Genomic DNA, 21,572 nt, shown 5'->3' with positions numbered 1-21,572 from the left:
TGCGTGTCAAATCCGAAGCAGGGTGTCATGAGCAGAATCAAGCAGATCACGAAGACCGGCAATCCCCTCGTGGACGGGGTCTTCACTGCCGGCAACGTCTGGGACATGTCGGACGGACCCGTGAAGGTCAAGATCGGCACGGCCAACGGCCACAACGGCGACGGCGGGTGGTTCGAGGCGGTCGATGTGAAGGGCCGCGACGTTTTCGATCCGGACGCGCTCGCGAGGAACGGTTCCGACACGCAGCCCTGGACGCTGAGCGACGAGCAGGCCCTCATGCAGGCCGCTCAATCACTTGAGGCGTTCTGCGGGGTGAAGTTCGAATCCACGAGCAGCTTCGAAGGCGCCGATGTCGTCTGGTGGCGGGTCTATGGCGGCCGGTTTGTCGATCTAGACATCCCCGGATCGTTCGAACACGAGGCCCCGGTGGAGCCTATCACGGGCCAGCAGCAATCCTGGGGATACCTCGTCAACCTCCACGACGGCTTCCAGAGCTACGTGCCGGGCGGCCTGGGCTTCCAGACCATCCTGGGTCTCGCTGCACAGGCTGTCGGCCTGAACTGGGCGCACGAGGAGGGGATGCCGGGGGTCGACAGCCCCTACGACAAGGGCGATTTCGGGTTCAACGCGTCGCCCTACACCCTGATGAGCGTCAACAAGCTGCCCCCCAATCATTCCTTCTACGGCAACTACGGCTTCCTCAAGACGCCGAGCGCCATCGACGTCGCGGCGCTCCAGGCGATGTACGGCGCCAACATGACGACTGCAACGGGCAACAATCAGTACGTGCTGCCGACCGCGAACGTCCAGGGAACCGGCTGGACGACGATCTGGGATGCGGGAGGCATCGATACGATCTCGGCCGCGTACTCGACGCTGCCGGTCAGCATCAATCTGAACCAAGCGTCATTGAATGTCGGGGACCCCAATGCGGCCGGTTACTTCTCGCGGCAGATGAATGTCTATGGCGGCTTCACCATCGCCAAGGGCACCGTCATCGAGAATGCCACCGGCGGGAAAGGCAACGATCTGATCGTCGGCAACGCCTACGCCAACGTGATCAAGGGAGGCCTCGGCAACGACACCCTGAAAGGCCTGGGAGGCAGGGACACGTTCGTGTTCAGCTCCAAGCCCAACAGCAAGACCAACATCGACAAGATCCTCGATTACAGTGTCGCGAGCGACACCATCCAGCTGGCGAAGGCATCCTTCAGCAAGATCGTCACCAAAAAAGGCGCCTTGAAGAGCAACGAGTTCTGGAAGGGCACGAAGGCGCACGACAGGGACGACCACATCATCTACGACACCAAGTCGGGCGCTCTCTACTACGATCCGGATGGAACCGGATCCGCAGCCGCCATCAAGTTCGCGACGATCGGCAAGAACCTGAAGATGAGCGCGGCGGAGTTCGTCATCATCTAATCTTCATCACAGCGCCGGGGCCGTCTCTGGAAGACCGGAGACGGCCCCGGGCTTGTGCGTGGAGCCCCTGGCCTGGCCTAGCCGGGACGGATGGACGAGGTCGGAACACGCACGTGCAGGCGAGCGATGGCAGCGGGTGACGCCAGAGAAAGCCTCAACTCGCCTTCGCCCGCGGCACCGATCCCTCGAGGGCTGCCAAGGCCTCGGAGAGACGCCTCCTGGCGCGCTCCACCTCGCTTTGCTTGATCGCATCGAGATCGAGGAACAGGTCGAGCCCCGTCACGTGCTCGATGATAACCTGCGGTCTCTGGGCGAGTTCTCCCAGGAGGCCTTCCACGGCGTATGGCACGACCTCGCGCTTGATGCCCTTCATGACGATCGGTTCGAGGGGGCTTGCCCGCACCATGTCGCGAACGAGCGCATAGGTTTCGTAACTGAGACAGATCCCGCCGGGCTCGGCGATGGCCTGCAGGCGCGCGGCGAGATTCGCCTCCGCGCCGATGATCGTATAGGCCATGCGGTCGTCGCTGCCGAAATTGCCCACGTTGCAGAAGCCCGTATTGATGCCCATGCGCACGCACATGGGCAGGTCGATGCCGCGCTTGCGCCAGACGGCGTTGAGTTGCTCCATGCGCTGCTGCATGTCGACGGCCATGCGCAGGCAGGCCCTCGCATCCTCCTCGACGCCCTTCGTTTCCGGATCGCCGAAGAAGATCAGGATGGCATCGCCGAAGAACTTGTCGATGGTCGCCCCGTGCCGGAGGGCGATGGCCGACATTTCGGTGAAATAGTCGTTCAGAAGCTGCGTCAGGTCCTCCGGCTGCAGCCGCTCCGAGATGGCGGTGAAATCCTTGATGTCGGAAAAGAAGATCGTGAGCTTCTTGCGCTCGGTGGCGATGGCGACATCCTTCTGGCCGCTGAAGATGCTCTTGTAGATCTGCGGCGACAGGTACTTGGCGAGCTTCATCGAAATCCCGGCGAGGAAATCGTTCGCCTCCGTGAGCTCCTGGTTCATGCCGCGGATCAGCCGCTCCTGCCGCCGTTGCAGGAGGATGCAGCCGAGGCCCGCCATCGAGGCGAGCGAAAGGTAGGCCAGGGAATACTTGAACGAGAAGATGTTCGAGAAGATCGGCTGATTGACGGAAATCTCCTGGATGCCGCGCACGTCGCCGACCTTCCAATCCGTCTTCGGGCTGTCGGGGTGGGTGTTGTGGCAACCCACGCAGACCGGCCCCATGATCACGGGGGCCGCCGTCCTCACATTCTTGTTGAACAGGGAGCCGGACACCTCGACCACGGACGTTTCGGGATCGGCCCTCAGGCGTTCGATGGCGTTCCGTTCGAAGGCGTCCAGTGGATGCGCCTCGCGTCCCTTGAACGGCATGTCGGACACGAAATGGTACTTCACCGAGCCGTCATGGGCGCTGATGCGCTTTCCCAGCTCGATGGAAAGCGTCGCCGGAATCGGAATGGCTCCCGGCACATCGCGATAATTGTGCGTGACCGTCACGGGACCGGACGACTGGAGCACGCGCCCGACCACATCGCTGCCGTAGAAGCTGCGCATGTCGTCGATGACCCGGCTGGTCTCCCGAGCCTGCATCCGCAGGACGCTTTCCGACAGAATGCGCAGGTCGAGCCAGACCGCGACGGGCAGCCCGAGAACGCCGAGGATCACTGTCACGACCAGCAGCATTCCCATGGCGCGCTGCTCGTAGGAAGCCCGTTCACCCAGTCCAGCCATCGGCAGCCTCACTGTCGAACTTCTGTTCAGTCAGGCCGATCATTTGCCTTCGCGGCCGGGCATGCAACCCCCAAATGCGTGAGCGCTGCCGCGCTTCGTGCCCCCACGCACACGCGAACTGATAATGGCGTCGTCGAGCGCCCTGTCCCACCCTTCGCCTGCGGAACGCATGGAGAAGGAGATCTCTCCGGGCACTCCCGCGTGGTCCCGAAAAGGGGCATCACAGCCACCGGCAGCAGGTCGGGCACAGGGCCGCACACGATTGCCGGGCACGATTGTTGATGTTATAATGTTTTGAGTGCAAAACCCAAAAGACTTCCGCTCAGGACCGGTCATGCTCCGCTCGTCGTCATCCAGAGTTATTCTCTGCGTCTCTCTCGTCATCGGACTTGGCATGTCCGGTTGCTTCGATTCGGAGTCGGAAGAGCGCGAGGCTTTCAAGACCTTTCTGCAAACCCGGATCGTCGACAAGCCTGGGCTGCATGTTCCGATCCCGACCGCTGAGGAAGGCAAGGCCCTGGGTCGCTACAAGGATCATTACGAGGTCATCACTCGCTTTCATGATCGGATGAACAATCAGGTTTCGGTGCCCTTGCAGGAGAGCATCAAAGCCGGGACCGTCCGCAGCATCTCGGACTTGACTGCCAACAAGGCCAATCTCCTGAAAGTCCAGGAGGCCGTCAAGCAGCTTCGGAACGCGCTCGATACGGCGCAGGCGACGGCGGAGGCGGAGAAAAACCGGCTTGCTCAACCCGACGACCTGAAGCCGTTCTACACGCAGGCCTTCGAACGGAACGTGACCCGTCCGGCCGAAACGTTCCGGACGATTTTTCCCGCCGTCGACGGCATCTTCGACACGTCCCTGCAGATCGTCGCCTTCCTGGAGAAGAACCAGGGGCGGTGGAGAATGTCGGGAAGCGCAGTCGAGTTCAAAGACGCCCAACTGCTGAACCAGTTCAACAGGCTGGCCACCGACCTTGCCTCCAAGTCGCGAGCCGCGGTCGAGAGCCAGCAGAAGATGCGCGCCCTCATATCGGGGTAGCTCCCGTCATCATCGGCAGCGACTCAAGTTCTAAGTCTCTCGGCAACGCAGACGCGTGTCATTCCCGGCCGCCGCGACGGGAATCCGTGAGGATGCGCTGAAGAATGGATCCCCTTCCCTCGCTTCGCTCGGCCGGAGGATGACACGGCATCATCATGATCCTCTTATTCGAGCTTGATGTTGGCCGTCCTGATCACCTTCTCCCATTTCTCACCCTCGGAGCGCATGTAGGCGGCCATCTCCTCGGGCGTGCTCTGCAGCACCTCGATCCCGGCGCCGGCGAGCTTCTCGCGGATCTCCGGCTGGCCGACGGCGCGCCGGTAGGCCTCGTTGAGCGTGGTGATGATCTCGGGCGGCGTGCCGGCGGGCGCCACGATGCCCTGCCAGGCCCAGGCCTCGAAGCCGGGGAAATCCGCCGCCACCGACGGTATGCCGGGCAATCCGGCGAAGGGCCCCGGAGACGCCACGGCGATCGCCCGGATGGGACCTGAGAGCTGCGAGCGCGCCGTCGCAAAATCGATGAACATCATCTGGATGTTGCCGGCCACCAGATCCTGAACGGCGGGCGCGGCACCGCGGTAGGGAACATGGGTCAGTTTGATTCCGGCGCTCTGCGCCAGCAGTTCCGTCGCGAGATGGAACGGACTTCCGAGGCCCGGCGTGCCGTAGGTCACGCCTCCGGAATTCTGCTTCGCGGCGGCGATCAGCTCTCGCACCGATCCCGCCTTGAGCTTGTCCGTGTTGACCAGCAGCACGAGCGCGAAGCGCCCGCTCAACGAGACGGGGCTGAAATCCTTGTAAGGATCGAAGGCGAGCTTGCTGTAGAGGGTGCGATTGGTGGCATAGGTCGCCGTATCGCCGAGAAGGAGCGTGTATCCGTCGGGCTCGGCCCTGGCGACGGCCTCGCCCCCGAGATTGGTGCCCGCCCCCGCCTTGTTCTCGATGACGAATTGCTGTCCGAGGCGATTGCCGATCTCGGCGAAGACCAGCCGGGCGAAAAAGTCCGTTCCGCCACCGGCCGCATAGGGCACGACGACCCTGACGGGCCTTGCCGGATAACCACCCTGCGCGAAAGCGTGCCGGGAGAGAAGCGTCGAGGCCGCGCAGGCGGCCATGCCCACGAGAATGTCGCGGCGGTTCCAGGTCATCGTTTCCTCCGAAGTCGTTCTGCTTCGGAAGAGGAACTAATCCTGGAGCGGTGAGGGACAAGCCGGCTCGCCGCAGCCCCTCTTTATCGCGCCCGCTCGATGGCGCGCTTGACCACCTGCTGCACTTCCGTGTTCGACAGGAAGAGGTCGTGATTGATGATGCCGCCGCCGAATTCGGACGCGTCCGCCACCCGCACGCCCAAGGATTCCAGGCGCTCGCGATCGGCGGCGCCCGCGCGCACGATGCCGCCCGCAAGGCGGCTCGAGACGGCGAGCGCACGGTCGTTGGTGGAGCTGATCACGGTGATCTTCTTCGCATCCGGCCCCAGCCGCTCCAGGCCCCGGGCGAAGAGATCGATGTCGATATCGGGCGCCGCCAGCACGATGGCGCCGATGCGCTCCATGACGCTTTCGCCGCCATCCGCGCGCAGCATGCGCAGGGCCTCCAGGGTCAGAAGGGTGCCCATGCTGTGCGCCACGATGTGGATGCGCCCGCCGCTCGGAGTCTTGGCGATGGCCGCGAGCACGTCCTCCAGCGCATCCCGCGACCACATCGCGCTCTCGCGGTCCGCCACATAGCTGAAGGTGGAAGCGGCGGAGGGCCAGGTGAAGAGACCGGTGGCTCCCGGAAACTGAATGCCTTCCGACAGATCGATCGTGGACGCCGCCGCCGTCTCGAAGCTCTCGCGATAGCCATGGATATAGAGCAGCAGGTCGCGCCCGAAGGCGGCCTGCGCGAAAGCCTGCGCCCCACGGGCGCGCTCGACGGAATCGACCTTCGCGATAGACCATTTCGAGCTGCCGATCAGGGAGCCCGACGGCGGGCTCAGGCGCGCTTCCGCGTAGATGAGCTCGGGGGCGCGCTCGCTGCTGAACCAGGGTGCCTTCGGCGGATCGCCCACCGGCAGGCGGGTCGTCGCGACCAGGAGCTTCGGATCCTTCGACAACCCCGGAAGGGGTGCGGACAACGGGCTCGTCAGGACGTTGTCGTCGCCGATGCACCCGGACAGGGCAACGGCGGCAAGGCAGATTGCGGCGAGGCGGGAGATGGAAAGCTGCATGAGGCCGGACGATCAAACCTAAGGAAGGGTCGGTGCTGTGTTGCCCCCGATCATGGCATGCACAAGGCAACGCCACACGTTGCACCCATTCCTTACCAATCCCGGTAAACCATTGGTGAACGGGAGTGACGATGCGCTGCCTTGAAGGCGCCCGGTGTGCCTTGTTACGTTGGCCCCATGGCTCTTCTCTTCCGTACTTTCCTCCTCCTCATCGGACTCTTCATCTTTCCTGTCGGCGCCCACGCACTCTGGTGGACGATGCGCGAAGATGTCGCGCCGAACTGGCGCGCGGCCGATTGGTCGAGCGCGAAGCTGCTGCCGGCGCCGTCCGAGGCGCCGCAGGCCATCGTCGCGGTCTATGCGGCGCGGGTGGGCCGCTGGCGCGGCATCTTCGCCCACCACACCTGGATCGTCGTGAAGGAGGCGGGTGCGAGCCAGTACACGCGCTACGACAAGGTCGGCTGGGGCAGCCCCGTGCGCACCAACGGATGGGCGCCGGACGGGCGCTGGTTCGGCAATGCGCCCCATCCGGTGGCGCTGATCGAGGGAGAGGCCGCGCAGCGCCTCATCCCGCAGATCCGCAAGGCCGTCGAGCGGTATCCCTACAACGCCTATGGCGCCTACAACGCCTGGCCCGGCCCCAACTCCAACACCTTCGTGGCTCATGTGCTGCGCTCCGTGCCCGAACTCGATGCCGCCCTGCCGCCGACGGCGCTCGGCAAGGATTGGCGGCCGCTGCAGGACATCGTCGGCCTCACTCCGAGCCGCACCGGCATCCAGATCTCGCTCGCCGGCTATGCGGGCCTGGCGCTGGGCTGGGTCGAGGGCATCGAGATCGACTTCATGGGCCTCGTCGCCGGGATCGACATCCGGCGCCCCGCCCTCAAGATCCCCGCCTGGGGAAGGTTCGGCATGGATCCGATCACGTGGTGAAAGCGGCTCCCGAATCCGCTAAGGCTACTTCCATGACCGGGGGTTCCCACAGGAAGGCGGATGTGACGGCCGACGCCGTGGCGCGGGGCGAGCGCGCGGCGCTGGCGCGCGCCATCACGCTCATGGAATCCCGCCGCCCCGACCACCGGGAGACCGCCCGCGCCCTGCTGCAGGAGCTGATGGCCCGCACCGGCAAGGCCGTGCGGATCGGCATCACGGGCGTGCCCGGGGTCGGCAAATCCACCGCCATCGATTCCCTCGGCAGCATGCTGACGGACAGGGGCCACAAGGTCGCCGTGCTGGCGGTCGATCCCAGCTCCACCCGCACCGGCGGCGCGATTCTCGGCGACAAGACCCGCATGGCGCGGCTCTCGGGCGACCCGAACGCCTTCATCCGCCCCTCCCCGTCCTCCGGGACGCTCGGCGGCGTCGCCGCCAAGACCCGGGAGACCATGCTCCTGTGCGAGGCCGCGGGTTTCGACGTGATCCTGGTGGAGACGGTGGGCGTGGGCCAGTCGGAAACGGCCGTGGCGGACCTGACCGATTTCTTTCTCGTCCTCATGCTTCCCGGCGCCGGCGACGAGCTGCAGGGAATCAAGAAGGGCATTCTGGAGCTGGCCGACCTGATCGCCGTCAACAAGGCGGACGATGCCGGCGCCAAGGCCAAGGCTGCGGCGGCCGAATACCAGGCCGCCCTCCACATCCTCGCCCCCGCCTCCTCCACCTGGGCGCCGCCGGTGCTGACGATTTCGGGGCTCACCGGACAGGGGCTCGACGAGCTCTGGTCGAAGGTGCTGGATCACCGCAGGCGCCTCGAGGCGAGCGGCGAACTCGCGGCCAAAAGGCGGACGCAGGACACGAAGTGGATGTGGGCTCTGGTCCATGAGCGCCTGCACGAGCGGCTCACCCGGGATCCCGTGCTGAAAAGGCGCGTGCCCGACATCGAGAAGGGCATCGCGGACGGCAGCGTGTCCCCCGATGCGGGTGCGAGCGAGATCGTCAAGCTGCTCGGGCTTTAGAGCATCGTGCGAACCCGGAGGGCCGCGCCCAACGATGCTCCCACCTTAAGAGGAAGCATTGGATTGATCCCAAAAGTGCAAGTCCACCTTCGGGTCCGATGCTTTAGGGTCCGTCCCAGTTCTCTCCACGTCATCCCCGGGGCTTGACCCGGGGATGACGAGAGCAGCGCTCGAGGTCGGGAACGGCCGCACCGAAGAGGAGCCTGTGGACGCGGCTCATCCCAGAAGCACGGGAGAGAGGCGAAGGCTTCCGACCTCGATGCCGTTCCAGTTCTTGAAGACCGGCTGCGCCATTTTCCCGACCGCCGCGCGCTCCTCGTCGCCGAGGGGCAGGAAGCGCAGGATCAGTCCGGCCATGATGGCCTCCGCCGCACGGGCATTCCCGTCCTCGGCCTTGAGGGCGATCCCGTAGCCGAGCCCCGGGAGCGCGGCGCAGTAGACGCCCTCCGCCCCCACCTTCACGAAGGCTCGCTCCTTGAGGAGTTCCATGAGCCTGGTATCGAAGCGCCCCGTGCCCGCCACCATGAAGGGATGGGCGGCCACGGCCCGGCGGATCCTCTCCGCGGCAGCCTTCCCCTCCCCCGAGAGGCCGGCGCCGGTGCCGAATTTCGCGAAGCCGAAAGCCAGGGACGGCAGCGGGATGGCATAGGTGGGGATCGAACAGCCGTCGATTCCGCTCTTCTCCATCGTGTGGCAGGCCCCGGTCGCATCCTCAAGGGCCTCGCGCACCATGCGCTGGACCGGATGGTTCGGGCTCACATAGCCCTTCGGGTCGTGCCCGAGCCCGCAGGCGAGGCAGATGAATCCCGCATGCTTTCCGGAGCAGTTGTTGTGCAGGGCGCTCGGGGTGCCTCCCTGCGCCGCCAGGGCGCGGTTGGCCGCCTCGCCCATGGGCCAGTGGGTGCCGCATTCGAGGCAGCCCACATCCTGCCCGGCCTTTTCCAGCATGGACCGGGCCACCCGCACATGCTCCGGCTCGCCCGAATGGGACGCGCAGGCAAGCGCGATCTCTTCGTCGGTCAGGCCGTACTTGTCCGCGATCCCGCTCTCGAGAAGGGGCAGAGCCTGAAGGGCCTTGACCGCGGACCGCGGAAAAACGCGCCGGTCCACGTCTCCGATCGACAGGACGGTCGCGCCGTCCGCATCCACCACGGAAACGCTGGCCCGATGACGGGATTCGACCAGCGGGCCACGTGTGACCTCGACTAGGAAAGGGTTATCCATAAATGCCCCGTTTTGAAAACGGCGGTCTTTTGGGCGTGCTTTGGCCGGATGTCAAAGGGAGTTTTGTTGCAAAATGGTTCCGCCCTCCCCCTTATGCTGCCTTGCGGCCAAGTCTCCAGCGCCCTAAACCCTGGCATTCATCACAAAGGAGAGATCCTGATGCGCATTGCGATGATCGGGTCGGGCTATGTCGGTCTGGTGTCCGGGGCCTGCTTCGCGGATTTCGGCCACGAGGTGTGCTGCGTGGACAAGGATCCGCGCAAGATCGAGGCCCTCAACCGCGGCGAGATCCCCATCTTCGAGCCGGGCCTCGCCGAACTCGTCGCCAAGAACGTGCGCGAAGGACGCCTGACCTTCACCACCAACCTGCCCGAAGCCGTCAAGCACGCAGAAGGCGTGTTCATCGCGGTGGGGACCCCTTCCCGCCGCGGCGACGGCCATGCGGACCTCTCCTACGTCTACCAGGCGGCCCGCGACATCGCGGGAGCCATGGACGGCTACACGGTGGTGGTCACCAAATCGACCGTGCCCGTGGGCACCGGCGACGAGGTGGAGCGCATCATCCGCGAAACCCGGCCCGACGCGGACTTCGCCGTCGTGTCCAACCCGGAATTCCTGCGGGAAGGCGCGGCGATCGCCGACTTCAAGCGCCCCGACCGCATCGTGATCGGCACGGACGACCCCCGGGCCCAGGGCGTGATGAACGAGATCTACCGCCCGCTCTATCTCAACCAATCGCCGATCCTGGCCATGTCCCGGCGCACCGCGGAGCTGACGAAGTACGCGGCCAACGCGTTCCTGGCCACCAAGATCACGTTCATCAACGAGATCGCGGATCTCTGCGAGCATGTGGGCGCGAACGTGCAGGATGTCGCCCGCGGCATCGGGCTCGACAACCGCATCGGCTCCAAGTTCCTCCATGCGGGCCCCGGCTACGGCGGCTCATGCTTCCCGAAGGATACGCTGGCCCTGATCAAGACCGCGCAGGATTTCGAGGCGCCCATGCGCCTGGTGGAAACGGTGGCGGCCGTCAACAGCCAGCGCAAGCGCGCGATGGGCCGGAAGGTGATCGCGGCCTGCGGCGGCTCGGTGCGCGGCAAGACGATCGCCATGCTGGGCCTCACCTTCAAGCCCAACACCGACGACATGCGCGAGGCGCCCTCGATCGACGTCATCACGGCCCTGCAGGATTCGGGCGCCCGCATTCGGGCCTATGATCCGGAAGGCATGCAGGCGGCGGGCGCCATGCTGACGGACGTGGAATATGCCCGCGACGCCTACGACTGCGCGCGCGGCGCGGACGCCCTCGTGATCGTCACCGAATGGGACATGTTCCGGGCGCTCGACCTGAAGCGCCTGAAGGCGGCGCTCGCCGAGCCCGTGGTCGTGGACCTGCGCAACGTCTACCGCCCCGACGAGATGCGCCGGAACGGCTTCACCTATGTGAGCATCGGACGGCCCTGACATTTCGGCGGGCAGGATATTCACGCGAACGTCCTGCCGTGCCATACGTGCGGTTCCGTCACGCGGCCTGAAGCCCACGTCCTTTGGAGCGCCCCATGCAGACCTTCTTCGTCGAGATCAAATGCAAGCTCGGCAAGACCTACGCGGTCGCCAACGCCCTCGCGGACCGGGAGATCGCATCGGAGATCTACTCGACCGCCGGCAATTACGACATCCTCGCCAAGTTCCACGTGGACGACGGCGTCGATATCGGCCACTTCATCGCCGAGAACGTTCAGGTGATCCCCGAGATTGCCGACACCCACACGATCATCACCTTCAAGGCGTTCTGATCACCGGGTGACGGCGCTGGTTTCCGTCACCTCCACCGTCGGGCGGGTGACCTCCGCGAGATAGGGTCCGATGCCCTCGTAGCGGTCCAGACGACGCACGATCTTCGAGTCGATCTTGTTGTAGAGTTCGGCGACCGTCACCGAGCGGCGCTTGCGGCCCTTGCCCTCGGTGAAGAGGCCCGCATTGGCTCTCGCGGCCTGCGGGAAGAGCTTGGAGGCCTTCATGTTCGGATCCCGGTCGAGCGCCTCCAGGAAGCGTACGGCGCTCCTCGCCCCGAGGAAATGGGCAAGGTAGAGTTCGGCCTCGGCGAGCTCGCGCTCGCCTTGAGAGATGAGGGCGCGCTCGACATCCTTGATCAGCTCGCCCGCCATGAGCGCCGAGAAATAGGGATCGGTGCGCAGGCCCATGATCCACTCGCGGTCCTTGTCGCTCACCACGGGATCGCCATTGACGATCCGGACGGCCTCGGCGGCGGCGGTGAAGCCGTAATCGGCCGCGTGCATGGCGACGATCTCGAGCCAGGTCCGATCGATGAACTGGAACAGGCCCTCGGCGGAGGAGGTCGGGGCCTTCGCCTCGGGCGAGAGGCTCGATTCCACGTCGGCAAGCGTCATCATGTAGACCGGGTCCACGCCCGTGACGTGAGCGGCCTTGAGGATGGAGTGAACCAGCCAGCGCGGGATGTTGCGCCCGTTGAAGGGAATGATCTCGTCCGGATTGCCGGCGGCTTCCGGGAGAAGCCCCTCGTGTTCGGGCTTCGGCTGGCGCTTCTTGGACAGGGAGAAGGCGCCCTCGATGATCGCCTGGAAGAGACCCGGCTGCTTGCCGAGCTCGGGCGTATAGGCGATGGAAGCCGTTACGGGAGTTGCCACGGCCAGCGCCTTGACCGGGGAAGAACGGTTGTTGTCCACCATGGCGGTGGGCAGGGTGGCGACGGCGGCAGGACCCGCCGTCACCCCTTGGAACCCCACCATCAGGCCCAAAGCAAGGGCCACACGAGCCGTCTGGCGGCCAAGGCCGCCTTGACGCGGAGCCGCAACAGGTTGCGGCACGGCGCACAGCAGTGTTCTTGCATTACTCGGCATCACACTTGTTCCCGCAGGGTTCGGCTCAATCCGAACCACCCCTTGTGTCATTCTGGGACAAGAGTTGACGGGTAGATGTGTCGAGAATCGGTCAGCTTGACCGTAAGACCCCAATCTTATGGGGTAGGGAAGCGTGTTTTCCCCGGGAAAACATCCCCAAAAGAGGTACGTTCACGAGGAGGATTGGGCGACGAGCTGGGCGTTGGTACGCTCGAGGCGCTGCGCCAATTCGCGCATCACGGCCAGGGACATCTGGGGGAACTGGGCCAGCAACTCGAGAAAAACGCGCTTGTCGATGCGAAGCGCCGTGGTCGGCTCCGAGGCCACGATCGTCGCGGAGCGGGGCGTGTCGGACAGGATGCCCATCTCGCCGAGAAGGGCGTTCCCGGAGAGCTCCGCAACCTGGATTTCCCCCTTGGGGGTGTTGAGCAGGACGCTGGCGCGCCCGTCGAGGAGCACATAGGCCGCATCGGACGGATCGCCCTGCGCGAAGAAACGCTGCCCGGCGGCGAACTGAACCCGCTCGCTGGTGAAGGCGAGAAGCTTCAGCCGGGCCGGGTCGATATCCCGGAACATGGGAACCTGCCTCAGGGACTGAACCTCGGTCTCAAGGGTCATGCCACCTCTCCTGCTATGTTCTGGGCATTCTCCGCCGCGGCACGCTGCGCCCGCCCCTGCGAATCCGCGATCTGGTCTGCGACGATACGCCCGCCATTGAAGCGCATCTGAACATCGAAAGCCCCGGCCTGTCGATCATTGGACAGAACCATGAACAGGCTTTGTTGCTCGAGATCGCCGAGAAGCGCGTGAAGGATTTTTCCGGCACGCTCCTCGTCGAAGGGGGCCAGAGCGCCGTCGATGATGAGAATGTCCGGGCGCTTCACGAGGCAGCGCACCAGATTGACGCTCGCACGCTCCTGCGGAGACAGAAGGCGGCCCGCCGCGCCCACCTCGTGGTCGAGGCCGATGCGCTCCACGTCCTCCAGAAGATCGAGCTCCCGGATGACCGCCGCGATGGCCTCCGCGACCCGGTGGCGGGCGTCGGCCACCTGATAGTTGACCCGGCCGAACAGAAGATTGTCCCGCAAGGGAGCCGCCATGCAGATCCTGTCGGGATCGTAGAATTCCACCCCCGTCGCCCCCGCCTTTTCGAGGGTGCCCCGCACGAAGCTGCGGGCCTCCACGATCTGCCGTTTCAGGCTGTCGTCGAGCAGGCCGAGGCGGTGCCTGGCCTCGATATAGGCGAGCGGAAGGGCCAAGAGCCGGGTCCGCTCCTCCCGCCTCAGATCGTGCCCGCCCCTTGCCCGGCGGCGCAGGATGGCCTGGAAATCCGGCAGCTCTTCCGCGCCGATGAAGGAGAACTGCGCGAAGAGCGAATGCCCCGGCGGCAGTCCCTGGAAGATTTCGGTCATGGTTTCGGCGATCTGCAGGCCCATCTTGATGAGCCCGTCCGTGAGCCCCGCCCTGTCGATGGCGCTGCGGAACTGGGGACTGTCCGCGAGATTGCGCCCCATGAACTCACCGGAGACGGGAACGCCGAACAGCAGATTCTCGGCGATGGAAGCCTGGTCGTTGTAGCGATCCACATCGAAGGGTTCGACGAGATCCGCCATGCCGTTCGATCGGAAGGTTTCCCGCAGGCGGTTCCGGGCCTCGACCAGGCGCTCCGCGAGGGCGACATGCCGTTCCGGATCGATCCGCCCGGCAAGTCCGAACAGGTAGATCGATTCGCCCATCCCGATCCGCTCCAACAGCCGGACCAGCGCCCGGTCCAGATCCAGTTCGTCCTTCAGCCCCAGCCGCGCGTAATCGATCCAGCAATCGGAGATGCTCTCGAACGGATTGCCGGACCTTGCAGCCTCCGCGACGCGACGCGCCACCTCGCGCCTGTCCGCTTCCGTCCGGTTCGTGGGTTTGAAGCGCAGGCCGTAGACGAGATTGTCCCGGATGCTTCCCGGAAAGATGATGGGATCGACCCCCGCATAGGCGACCCTTCGTCCCGAGAGCGACATGGGGATCTGCGTCAGATCCCGGTCGCCGATGGAGATGCGCCCGGCAAATCCCGTGATGCGCCGGGCGAGAACGCGGGCCAGCATGCTTGCCGCCGGACTGCCGTTGGACATCATCGCCACGGTGGTCGGAAGCGCGAGCGAGAAGGACGCATTCTCGATGATCATGTCGCCGTGGGGTCCCGAAAGGCTGAGCTCTTCCACCACGAGTGGTCCGGCCAGCGGCTGGTCTTCGGCTTCGGCTTCGGCATCGGCATCGATCATCGGCCCCAGCCGCTCTTCCGCGAAATGCTGGGTGACCTGATCGTATTTCACCTGCACGTCGAGACGCTGCTGATCCCAGTCGATCAGCTCCTTCAAGGGCGGCGGCAATTCGCGATAGGCGCTGATGACGGCCACAAGCTGGCCGATGTCCAGCGTGCCGCGCAGCGCGAAATAGCCGCCGACGGCGTAGAACAGGAAAGGCGTGACCTGGGACAGGAAATTGTTGAGGAATTTGACCGCAAATTTCCTGTTGTAGATCTTCAGGCGAATCGAGAAGAGCGCGAACAAACGGCTGCCGATCTCGGCTCTTTCCCAGGCATAGGCGTTGTGGACATGCACCACCTCGATGCCGTCCAGCACCTCGCCGATCCGGCCCGCAAGCTCGCGCGAGGCGAGCTGGCGCTGCTTGCCGAGCCGCAGCAGTTCCCGCCGCAGGCGGGGAATGATCGTGAACTGCACGGCGATCACGGCGAGGGCCATGAGGCCGAGCCACACGTTCTGCACCATGATAAAGAACAGCGCCGTGAGAGCCTGCATGCCGAGCAGGACCGGCGTGATGAAGGCATCCCCGATGAAGCCGCCGATGGGTTCGACCTCGTCCTTGATGATCGTGGCGGTCTCTGAGGACTTGACGGTGCGCAGGGCCTCCGGCGTGAAGCGCAGGACCATGGCGAAAAGGTCGAAGCGCATGCGCCGGAGCATCCGCTCTCCCAGAATGCCCTTCGCGAGGTTGATCCAGTACTTGAAGCCGTTGTTCACGACCACGAAGAACAGGAACAGGCACGAGAGCCCGAGCAGGAGGCCGACGCGGCCGACCTCGAAGCCGTCGAAGAGCCGAAGAGACCCGCCACCCAGCCATTGCGGCAAATCGAAATGCAATTGGAGGAAGGGTGCCGTAACGTTCCCGTCCTTGAAGGCCTCCCCCTGGATTGCCTCATTCACGATCCGGCGAGGCAGGTCGAGTGAAATGAAATAAAAAGGTTGAGACAGAAGCACGACAAAGCATATGAAAAGCTGTTCGCGCTTGGAGTGAGTCCAGATATATCGAAAGAGGCTCTTTTCCATTGGCGTAGAGTTATAACCTTCACGACTGAGGAGAACCTCTTCCCGATCTAGGATCACGCCTTATGTGATCAGTGGGGCCTTGAGAAGAGGTAGAGACGGAGGATGCGTCGTCAACCGACGCGCCTCGTGCCGAGGGGCGTTCGGATGGCCGATTTGGTGACCAGTTTAGGCAAGACCCCCCAATCGCCTCTCCTCGCAAATCCTGCTGTCCGAGGCGCGCGGGTTCTCATTTACAGCCACGACACCTTTGGTCTCGGGCATCTGCGCCGGTCGCGGGCGATTGCCAACGCCATCGTCGAGGCATGGCCGGGCGCCTCGGTGGTGATCATCTCGGGCTCCCCGGTGATCGGCAACTTCGAGTTCGGCAGCGGGGTCGACTACATCCGCATCCCCGGTGTCACCAAGCTGCCCGATGGGGACTATCGCAGCCTCAATCTCCATGTGGAGCTCGACGAGGCCGTGGGCCTGCGCCAAGCCCTCATCCTCCAGACGGCGCAGGCCTTCCGGCCGGACGTGTTCATCGTCGACAAGGAGCCGACGGGCTTTCGCGGCGAGGTGGTGCCCGCCCTCGACTATCTCCGGGCGGTCGGGTGCCGGCTGGTGCTCGGGATCCGCGACGTCATGGACGAGCCGACCCTGCTCGTGCCCGAATGGGAGCGCAAAGGAGCCAGGGAAGCGCTCGCGCGCTACTATGACGAGATCTGGGTCTATGGCCTGAAGGATGTCTACCAGCCGCTCGAGGCCCTCAGCCTGCCGGACGCGGTGAACGGGCGCATCACCTATACGGGCTATCTGCGCCGTGAGGAGCCGCCCACTCCCTCTCTAACCAAGTACCCGAAGATCACCAAGCAGCCCTTCATCCTGGTGACCACCGGCGGCGGCGGAGACGGCGACGACCTCATCGATTGGGTGATCTCGGCCTATGAGGCCGATGCGACGCTCGAACAGCCGGCCCTGATCCTCTTCGGCCCCTTCATCGACCGGGACAAGCGCCGCTCCTTCGTGGAGCGCATCGCCAAGCAGCCGAAGCTCGACGTCATGTCCTTCGACAACAAGATCGAGCGGCTGATGAAGAAGGCGGACGCCATCGTGGCGATGGGCGGCTACAACACGTTCTGCGAGGCATTGTCCTTCGACAAGCGCACGCTCATCGTGCCGCGCACGAGGCCACGACTCGAGCAGTACATCCGGGCCGTGGAAGCCGAGCGCCTGGGTCTGGTGCGCATGCTGAGCGACCACGACGAGCCGCGCACGCCCGAGCGCATGGCGGAGGCCCTGCGCGGTCTCTCCTCGCAACGGCGTCCCTCCGAGGTGACCATCCCCGGGCTGCTCGACGGGCTTGACCGGGTGCAGGAGCGGCTTAAGGCTCTCCTCGAGCCGACAACCCTGTTCAGGCCAGCCTTCCACCAGGCGGCCGAGTAAGGCATTCCGATGCTGCCCTCCCCTGAGGCCCGGCGGATCGCCGTCACCGTGAAAGGTTATCCGCGCCTGTCCGAAACCTTCATCGCACAGGAAATCCTGGCGCTCGAGGAGCGTGGGATCGCTCTCGAGATCTGGTCCTTGCGCCACCCGACGGAGCGGGCCGTTCATCCCATGAACCGGGCGATCAAGGCGCGGGTGACCTATCTGCCGGAATATCTCTACGAGGAGCCGCTGCGCGTTCTCAAGGGCGCGGCCTGGAGCTTCGGGCAGAAGGGGTTCGGCGCGGCGTTCAAGGCTTTCTGGCGCGATCTGAAACGGGACTTCACGGCCAACCGGGTGCGCCGCCTGGGGCAAGCCTTCGTCATGGCGCGGGAACTGCCCGCCGATGTGGGGCATCTCCACGTTCACTATCTTCACACGCCGGCCTCCGTCGTGCGCTACGCGGCGCTCCTCACCGGTCGCAGCTGGACCTTCTCGGCCCATGCCAAGGACATCTGGACGATCCCCGACTGGGAGAAGCGTGAAAAGATGCAGGAAGCCCTCTGGGGCGTGACCTGTACCGCCCAGGGCGCACAGAACCTTCGGGCGTTGTCGGCGCCCGATCGTGTTTCCCTGGTCTATCACGGCCTCGACCTGTCGCGGTTCCCGGCGCCTCCGGCAAACCGTCCCGCACGCGACGGCACCGATCCCAGGGACCCGGTGAGGATCGTGTCGGTCGGACGCGCGGTGGCCAAGAAAGGCTACGGCGATCTCATCCAGGCGCTCGCGGCGCTGCCGGGCGACCTGCATTGGCGCTTCGCGCATGTGGGCGGCGGCGAATTGTTGGCCAGCCTCAAGAAGCAGGCGCAGCAGGCGGGCATCGCCGACAGGGTCGCCTTTCTGGGCGCGAAGGCGCAGCCCGACATCATCGCGCTGCTGCGCGAGGCCGACCTCTTCGTGCTGCCCTCCAAGAAAGCGGCCTCCGGCGACCGCGACGGATTGCCGAACGTGATCATGGAGGCGGCCAGTCAAGGACTCGCCATCGTGGCGACGGACTTCGCGGGCATCCCTGAATTCATCCGCCATGGCACGGAGGGCCAGCTCGTGCCCCCCGGCGACTGGGAGGCGCTGTCGAACGCGCTCAACCTTCTCGCCCGGGAGCCGGAGCAGCGGAGGATTCTGGGCGACGCGGCCTACCGCCGTCTTCGCCAGGACTTCTCGATGGAAGGCGGGATCGACGTTCTGGAAACGCGCTTCCGCGCGGCCGTCGACAGCCCCCTGAAGCAGGCGGAGCCCGTGTGAGCGCCGTCCAGCCTGTCGCGTTCTATGCCCCGCTGAAAAGCCCGAACCATCCCCTCCCCTCGGGCGACCGCACCATGGCGCGTCTCTTGATGAAGGCGCTCGACAGGGCAGGCTTTTCACCCCACCTCGCAAGCGAGCTGCGCACCCTCGACAAGGCCGGCGACAGGCAGGCTCAGGACGATCTGAAGCGGCAATCCGCAGCCGAGGCCTCCCGCCTCATCGCGCATTACCGGGCGCTGCCGCAGGATCGCCGGCCGGGCCTGTGGTTCACCTATCACGTCTACTACAAGGCGCCGGACTGGATCGGACCGCAGGTCAGCCAAGCCCTCGGCATCCCTTACGTGATCGCGGAAGGCTCGCGCGCCGGCAAGCGCGCGCAGGGGCCCTGGGCCCCGGGGCACGAGGGTGCGGAGGCCGCCCTCGACCAAGCCGACGCCGTTTTCGTGATGACCGCCAAGGACCGCATCGCCCTGGAGCGCTCACGCCCACCGCACCAGACGCTGGTCGACCTGCCCCCTTTCATGGATGTGGAGGAATGGCCCGCGCCCACCTCCACGCGGGGCCAGGGCGAGCCGCGGCTCCTGACGGTCGCCATGATGCGCAAGGGCGACAAGCTCGAATCCTACCGCATTCTCGCCGATGCCCTGGGCGGCATCGGCCATCGTCCCTGGTCCCTCGACATCGTCGGAGACGGCGAGGCGCGCACCGAGATCCAAGAACTCTTCCGACCGTTCGCGGACCGTGTGCGCTTTCATGGGCCGATCGAGAGCAGGAGCGATCTCGCGGCGCTCTATCGACAGGCCGACCTGTTCGTATGGCCCGCCGTGAACGAGGCTTACGGCATGGTTCTCCTGGAGGCGCAGTTCTTCGGCTGCGCCGTGGTCGCGGGCGATTTCGGCGGCGTCGCGAGCGTGGTGATGAACGACGAGACGGGCGTGTTGACGACACCGGGCGACAGCGCTGCATTCTGCAACGCCATGAAGGATCTGCTCGACCATCCGGAGCGGCTGCGGGCGCTCGGTGCCCGCGCGCGGCGCTTCGTCGGCCAGGAACGCAACCTCGATCAGGCCGCCATGCGCCTGCGCGAGGCGCTGTCGTCGCTCGCGCCGTCGGGAGGGGCACAGGCATGCGGGTCCTGATCGTCGTCACCCATCTGTTGGGAGCGGGCCACCTCACGCGGGCAGCGGCGCTCGCGCGCGCCTTCGCGCAGGCGGGCCATGAAACCACGCTGGTATCCGGAGGAGTGCCCGCGCAGCCGGCCGGTCTCGACGGCGTCGCCTTCGTTCAATTGCCGCCGGTGCGCATCGCCGGCACGGACTTCAAGACCCTGCTCGACGAGAACGGCGCACCGGTCCACCCCTTCCGGCTCGCGGAGCGGCGAATCCTTCTTCTCGAAACCCTCCGGACGTTCCGGCCCGATATCGTCATCACCGAGCTCTTCCCCTTCGGGCGCCGGGTGCTCGCCGGGGAGTTCATGACCCTCCTGAACGATGCGCGAGGCCTCGATCCGCGCCCGCTCGTCCTCTGCTCGATCCGCGATATCCTGGCCTCCCCCTCGAAGCCCGAGCGCATCGATGAGGCGCATGCCCGCGTTCTCGAGCACTACGACGCCGTTCTGGTCCATGGCGATCCGCAGATCGTGCCCCTGGAGGCGACATGGCCCGTGGACGAACGGATCCGCCCGCTGATCCGCTATACCGGCTATGTCGACGAGAATCCGGAACCCCTGGAGCCGGGACGCCGTGAGGGCATCGTGGTGTCCGGCGGATCGAGCCCGGCGAGCCTGCCGCTCTACCGCGTGGCGATCGCGGCCGCCCGGGAGATCGCCGACAGGCCCTGGCGCATCCTGATCGGGCGCGGCGTCGCGGAAGCCGAATTCCTGGCGCTTCGCGGCGGCGCTCCGCCCCATGTGACGGTCGAGCGTGCGCGGCCCGACTTCCGCGCGCTTCTGGCGCGAGCCGAATTGTCCATCAGCCAGGCGGGCTACAACACGGTCGTGGATCTTCTGCGCAGCCAGGCCAGGGCCGTTCTCGTCCCCTTCGAGGGCGGACACGAAACCGAGCAGCGCCTGCGCGCGGAGCGTCTGAAGGCGCACGGCCTCGCCGAGATCGTGCCGGAGGCCGACCTCTCCCCCGTACGCCTGGCCGACGCCGTGCGGCAGGGCCTGTCGGGCCAGGGATCGCCGCCGCCCCGGATCGCCCTCGACGGGGCGCGCCAAAGCGTTGCCATCGCGGAGGCCTTAGGGCTTGCCCGCCCTGCCCTTCAGGGCCGCATCGACTGGTCGCCGGTCGATCAGGCGCTCGACCAGGCCCGGGATTCCGGCGCCGCGATCCGGTTCTGGTGGCGCGACGACGATGCGGCGGCGGACACGCCCCAGCTGGACCGCCTCCTCGCCTTGAGTCGTCGCGTCAGGGCCGGCATTGCCCTGGCCGCCATTCCCCGCAGCCTCGACCCCTCCCTCGGCGAATGCCTGCGGGCCGAGAACGCAGCCTTCGCCCTGGTTCATGGCTGGTCGCATGCGAACCACGCCCCTGCCGGCGAGAAGAAGGCGGAGTTCGGCGCTCACCGACCCGTCGACGCCATGGCGGCAGAGGCGGAGCAGGCCCTGCAGACCGCCCGCAAAACGTTGGGCGGCAAGCTGCTGCCGGTCTTCGTGCCGCCGTGGAACCGGATTTCGCCGGAATTGGCGCAGCGCCTGCCGGGGGCAGGTTTCACGGGTCTCTCGGCCTTCAACGATCGCACAAAAGCCGGCCCCTTCGCGGGGCTGCTGCAGGTCAACACCCATGTCGATCCCATCGACTGGCACGGCACGCGAAGCCTCGTCGATCCGGAGCGGATCATCGCAAGTCTCGCGACCGCCATCGACCGCAGGGTCGCGGGCGAGGCGGACCGGGAGGAACCGATCGGGCTGCTGACGCATCATCTGATCCATGACAATGTCATCTGGACCTTTTGCGAAAGGCTCATGATGCACCTCGCCGCCAGGCAGGTTCCTATCCTCCGTCCGGACGAGGTGTTTTCGATGAGAAACAGGATCACAGCCTCGGATTGATGCG

At 65.6% G+C, this 21,572-nt stretch carries 17 protein-coding genes; 10 read left to right on the top strand and 7 right to left on the bottom strand.

Translation table 11 applies throughout. From position 1 onward, the window contains the following. The first annotated feature begins 27 nt into the window (after window positions 1-27). Window positions 28-1,422 (top strand): M10 family metallopeptidase C-terminal domain-containing protein, encoded by a 1,395-nt coding sequence (locus E4K09_RS12845; protein ID WP_134497553.1) that lies wholly within the window; start codon window positions 28-30, stop codon window positions 1,420-1,422. 154 nt (window positions 1,423-1,576) lie between these two features. Here the strand turns inward: E4K09_RS12845 and E4K09_RS12840 are convergent, their stop codons facing one another. After that, window positions 1,577-3,166: an adenylate/guanylate cyclase domain-containing protein gene (locus E4K09_RS12840; RefSeq protein ID WP_134497551.1), complete on the bottom strand. Its 1,590-nt coding sequence runs from the start codon at window positions 3,164-3,166 to the stop codon at window positions 1,577-1,579. A gap of 334 nt (window positions 3,167-3,500) precedes the next feature. Between E4K09_RS12840 and E4K09_RS12835 the strand changes: the two genes are divergently transcribed. Beyond that, complete coding sequence (locus E4K09_RS12835; protein WP_134497549.1) at window positions 3,501-4,208, top strand: DUF3053 family protein; 708 nt, start codon at window positions 3,501-3,503, stop codon at window positions 4,206-4,208. Window positions 4,209-4,372: 164 nt separating this feature from the next. On the opposite strand, the gene E4K09_RS12830 is transcribed toward E4K09_RS12835, so the two are convergent. Then, entirely contained in the window at window positions 4,373-5,356 is a 984-nt protein-coding gene (locus E4K09_RS12830; protein WP_134497547.1) for a Bug family tripartite tricarboxylate transporter substrate binding protein, read from the bottom strand. Between the two features lie 83 nt (window positions 5,357-5,439). Further along, window positions 5,440-6,417 (bottom strand): alpha/beta hydrolase, encoded by a 978-nt coding sequence (locus E4K09_RS12825; protein ID WP_134497545.1) that lies wholly within the window; start codon window positions 6,415-6,417, stop codon window positions 5,440-5,442. Window positions 6,418-6,594: 177 nt separating this feature from the next. On the opposite strand from E4K09_RS12825, the gene E4K09_RS12820 reads away from it, so the two are divergent. Then, on the top strand, window positions 6,595-7,350 hold the full coding sequence (locus tag E4K09_RS12820) for a DUF3750 domain-containing protein (protein WP_134497544.1): 756 nt from the start codon (window positions 6,595-6,597) through the stop codon (window positions 7,348-7,350). Window positions 7,351-7,382: 32 nt separating this feature from the next. Beyond that, entirely contained in the window at window positions 7,383-8,369 is a 987-nt protein-coding gene (gene meaB, locus E4K09_RS12815; protein ID WP_134497542.1) for a methylmalonyl Co-A mutase-associated GTPase MeaB, read from the top strand. A 216-nt stretch (window positions 8,370-8,585) separates the two neighbouring features. On the opposite strand, the gene E4K09_RS12810 is transcribed toward meaB, so the two are convergent. Then, window positions 8,586-9,593 (bottom strand): asparaginase, encoded by a 1,008-nt coding sequence (locus tag E4K09_RS12810; protein WP_134497540.1) that lies wholly within the window; start codon window positions 9,591-9,593, stop codon window positions 8,586-8,588. 159 nt (window positions 9,594-9,752) lie between these two features. On the opposite strand from E4K09_RS12810, the gene E4K09_RS12805 reads away from it, so the two are divergent. Then, window positions 9,753-11,057, top strand: a complete 1,305-nt coding sequence (locus E4K09_RS12805) for a UDP-glucose dehydrogenase family protein (RefSeq protein ID WP_134497538.1) — start codon at window positions 9,753-9,755, stop codon at window positions 11,055-11,057. 95 nt (window positions 11,058-11,152) lie between these two features. Continuing rightward, window positions 11,153-11,389, top strand: a complete 237-nt coding sequence (locus E4K09_RS12800; RefSeq protein ID WP_009494007.1) for an Lrp/AsnC ligand binding domain-containing protein — start codon at window positions 11,153-11,155, stop codon at window positions 11,387-11,389. Here the strand turns inward: E4K09_RS12800 and E4K09_RS12795 are convergent, their stop codons facing one another. From E4K09_RS12795 to E4K09_RS12785, 3 genes are all read right to left on the bottom strand, one after another. Continuing rightward, window positions 11,390-12,475 (bottom strand): transglycosylase SLT domain-containing protein, encoded by a 1,086-nt coding sequence (locus E4K09_RS12795; RefSeq protein WP_166802290.1) that lies wholly within the window; start codon window positions 12,473-12,475, stop codon window positions 11,390-11,392. A gap of 171 nt (window positions 12,476-12,646) precedes the next feature. Continuing rightward, on the bottom strand, window positions 12,647-13,093 hold the full coding sequence (locus E4K09_RS12790) for a Crp/Fnr family transcriptional regulator (protein ID WP_134497534.1): 447 nt from the start codon (window positions 13,091-13,093) through the stop codon (window positions 12,647-12,649). Beyond that, the gene (locus E4K09_RS12785) at window positions 13,090-15,690 is read right to left on the bottom strand and encodes an ABC transporter transmembrane domain-containing protein (RefSeq protein ID WP_244610478.1); all 2,601 of its coding nucleotides are present in this window, start codon (window positions 15,688-15,690) and stop codon (window positions 13,090-13,092) included. The genes E4K09_RS12790 and E4K09_RS12785 overlap by 4 nt, the downstream gene beginning before the upstream one ends. 225 nt (window positions 15,691-15,915) lie before the next feature. Between E4K09_RS12785 and E4K09_RS12780 the strand changes: the two genes are divergently transcribed. The 4 genes from E4K09_RS12780 to E4K09_RS12765 are packed head-to-tail and all read left to right on the top strand — an operon-like array spanning window position 15,916 to window position 21,568. Next, window positions 15,916-17,235 carry a glycosyltransferase family protein gene (locus tag E4K09_RS12780; protein ID WP_244610477.1) on the top strand — a complete coding sequence of 440 codons (1,320 nt, stop codon included), beginning with the start codon at window positions 15,916-15,918 and terminating at the stop codon, window positions 17,233-17,235. Window positions 17,236-17,244: 9 nt separating this feature from the next. Next, window positions 17,245-18,516: a glycosyltransferase family 4 protein gene (locus E4K09_RS12775; RefSeq protein ID WP_134497530.1), complete on the top strand. Its 1,272-nt coding sequence runs from the start codon at window positions 17,245-17,247 to the stop codon at window positions 18,514-18,516. Continuing rightward, window positions 18,513-19,655 (top strand): glycosyltransferase family 4 protein, encoded by a 1,143-nt coding sequence (locus E4K09_RS12770; protein ID WP_244610476.1) that lies wholly within the window; start codon window positions 18,513-18,515, stop codon window positions 19,653-19,655. Before E4K09_RS12775 ends, E4K09_RS12770 begins: the two co-directional genes overlap by 4 nt. Then, a complete protein-coding gene (locus E4K09_RS12765) occupies window positions 19,643-21,568 on the top strand; it encodes a glycosyltransferase (protein ID WP_134497528.1) in 1,926 nt (641 codons plus the stop codon). Before E4K09_RS12770 ends, E4K09_RS12765 begins: the two co-directional genes overlap by 13 nt. Window positions 21,569-21,572: the final 4 nt, after the last annotated feature.

The organism is Microvirga pakistanensis (genome assembly GCF_004458765.1).
Classification (GTDB): Bacteria; Pseudomonadota; Alphaproteobacteria; order Rhizobiales; family Beijerinckiaceae; genus Microvirga; species Microvirga pakistanensis.
Note: the sequence above shows the minus strand (reverse complement) of the source record. Positions and strands in the feature narration are given on the sequence as shown.

Bases quoted from the DNA above. Each gene is read 5' to 3' on its own strand.
- E4K09_RS12810 (WP_134497540.1), bottom strand. From the start codon at position 9,593: ATGGATAACCCTTTCCTAGTCGAGGTCACACGTGGCCCGCTGGTCGAA.
- E4K09_RS12795 (WP_166802290.1), bottom strand. From the start codon at position 12,475: ATGCCGAGTAATGCAAGAACACTGCTGTGCGCCGTGCCGCAACCTGTT.
- E4K09_RS12790 (WP_134497534.1), bottom strand. From the start codon at position 13,093: ATGACCCTTGAGACCGAGGTTCAGTCCCTGAGGCAGGTTCCCATGTTC.
- E4K09_RS12765 (WP_134497528.1), top strand. From the start codon at position 19,643: ATGCGGGTCCTGATCGTCGTCACCCATCTGTTGGGAGCGGGCCACCTC.
- E4K09_RS12845 (WP_134497553.1), top strand. From the start codon at position 28: ATGAGCAGAATCAAGCAGATCACGAAGACCGGCAATCCCCTCGTGGAC.
- E4K09_RS12805 (WP_134497538.1), top strand. From the start codon at position 9,753: ATGCGCATTGCGATGATCGGGTCGGGCTATGTCGGTCTGGTGTCCGGG.
- E4K09_RS12835 (WP_134497549.1), top strand. From the start codon at position 3,501: ATGCTCCGCTCGTCGTCATCCAGAGTTATTCTCTGCGTCTCTCTCGTC.
- E4K09_RS12825 (WP_134497545.1), bottom strand. From the start codon at position 6,417: ATGCAGCTTTCCATCTCCCGCCTCGCCGCAATCTGCCTTGCCGCCGTT.
- E4K09_RS12800 (WP_009494007.1), top strand. From the start codon at position 11,153: ATGCAGACCTTCTTCGTCGAGATCAAATGCAAGCTCGGCAAGACCTAC.
- meaB (WP_134497542.1), top strand. From the start codon at position 7,383: ATGACCGGGGGTTCCCACAGGAAGGCGGATGTGACGGCCGACGCCGTG.
- E4K09_RS12820 (WP_134497544.1), top strand. From the start codon at position 6,595: ATGGCTCTTCTCTTCCGTACTTTCCTCCTCCTCATCGGACTCTTCATC.
- E4K09_RS12830 (WP_134497547.1), bottom strand. From the start codon at position 5,356: ATGACCTGGAACCGCCGCGACATTCTCGTGGGCATGGCCGCCTGCGCG.
- E4K09_RS12775 (WP_134497530.1), top strand. From the start codon at position 17,245: ATGCTGCCCTCCCCTGAGGCCCGGCGGATCGCCGTCACCGTGAAAGGT.
- E4K09_RS12840 (WP_134497551.1), bottom strand. From the start codon at position 3,166: ATGGCTGGACTGGGTGAACGGGCTTCCTACGAGCAGCGCGCCATGGGA.
- E4K09_RS12780 (WP_244610477.1), top strand. From the start codon at position 15,916: ATGCGTCGTCAACCGACGCGCCTCGTGCCGAGGGGCGTTCGGATGGCC.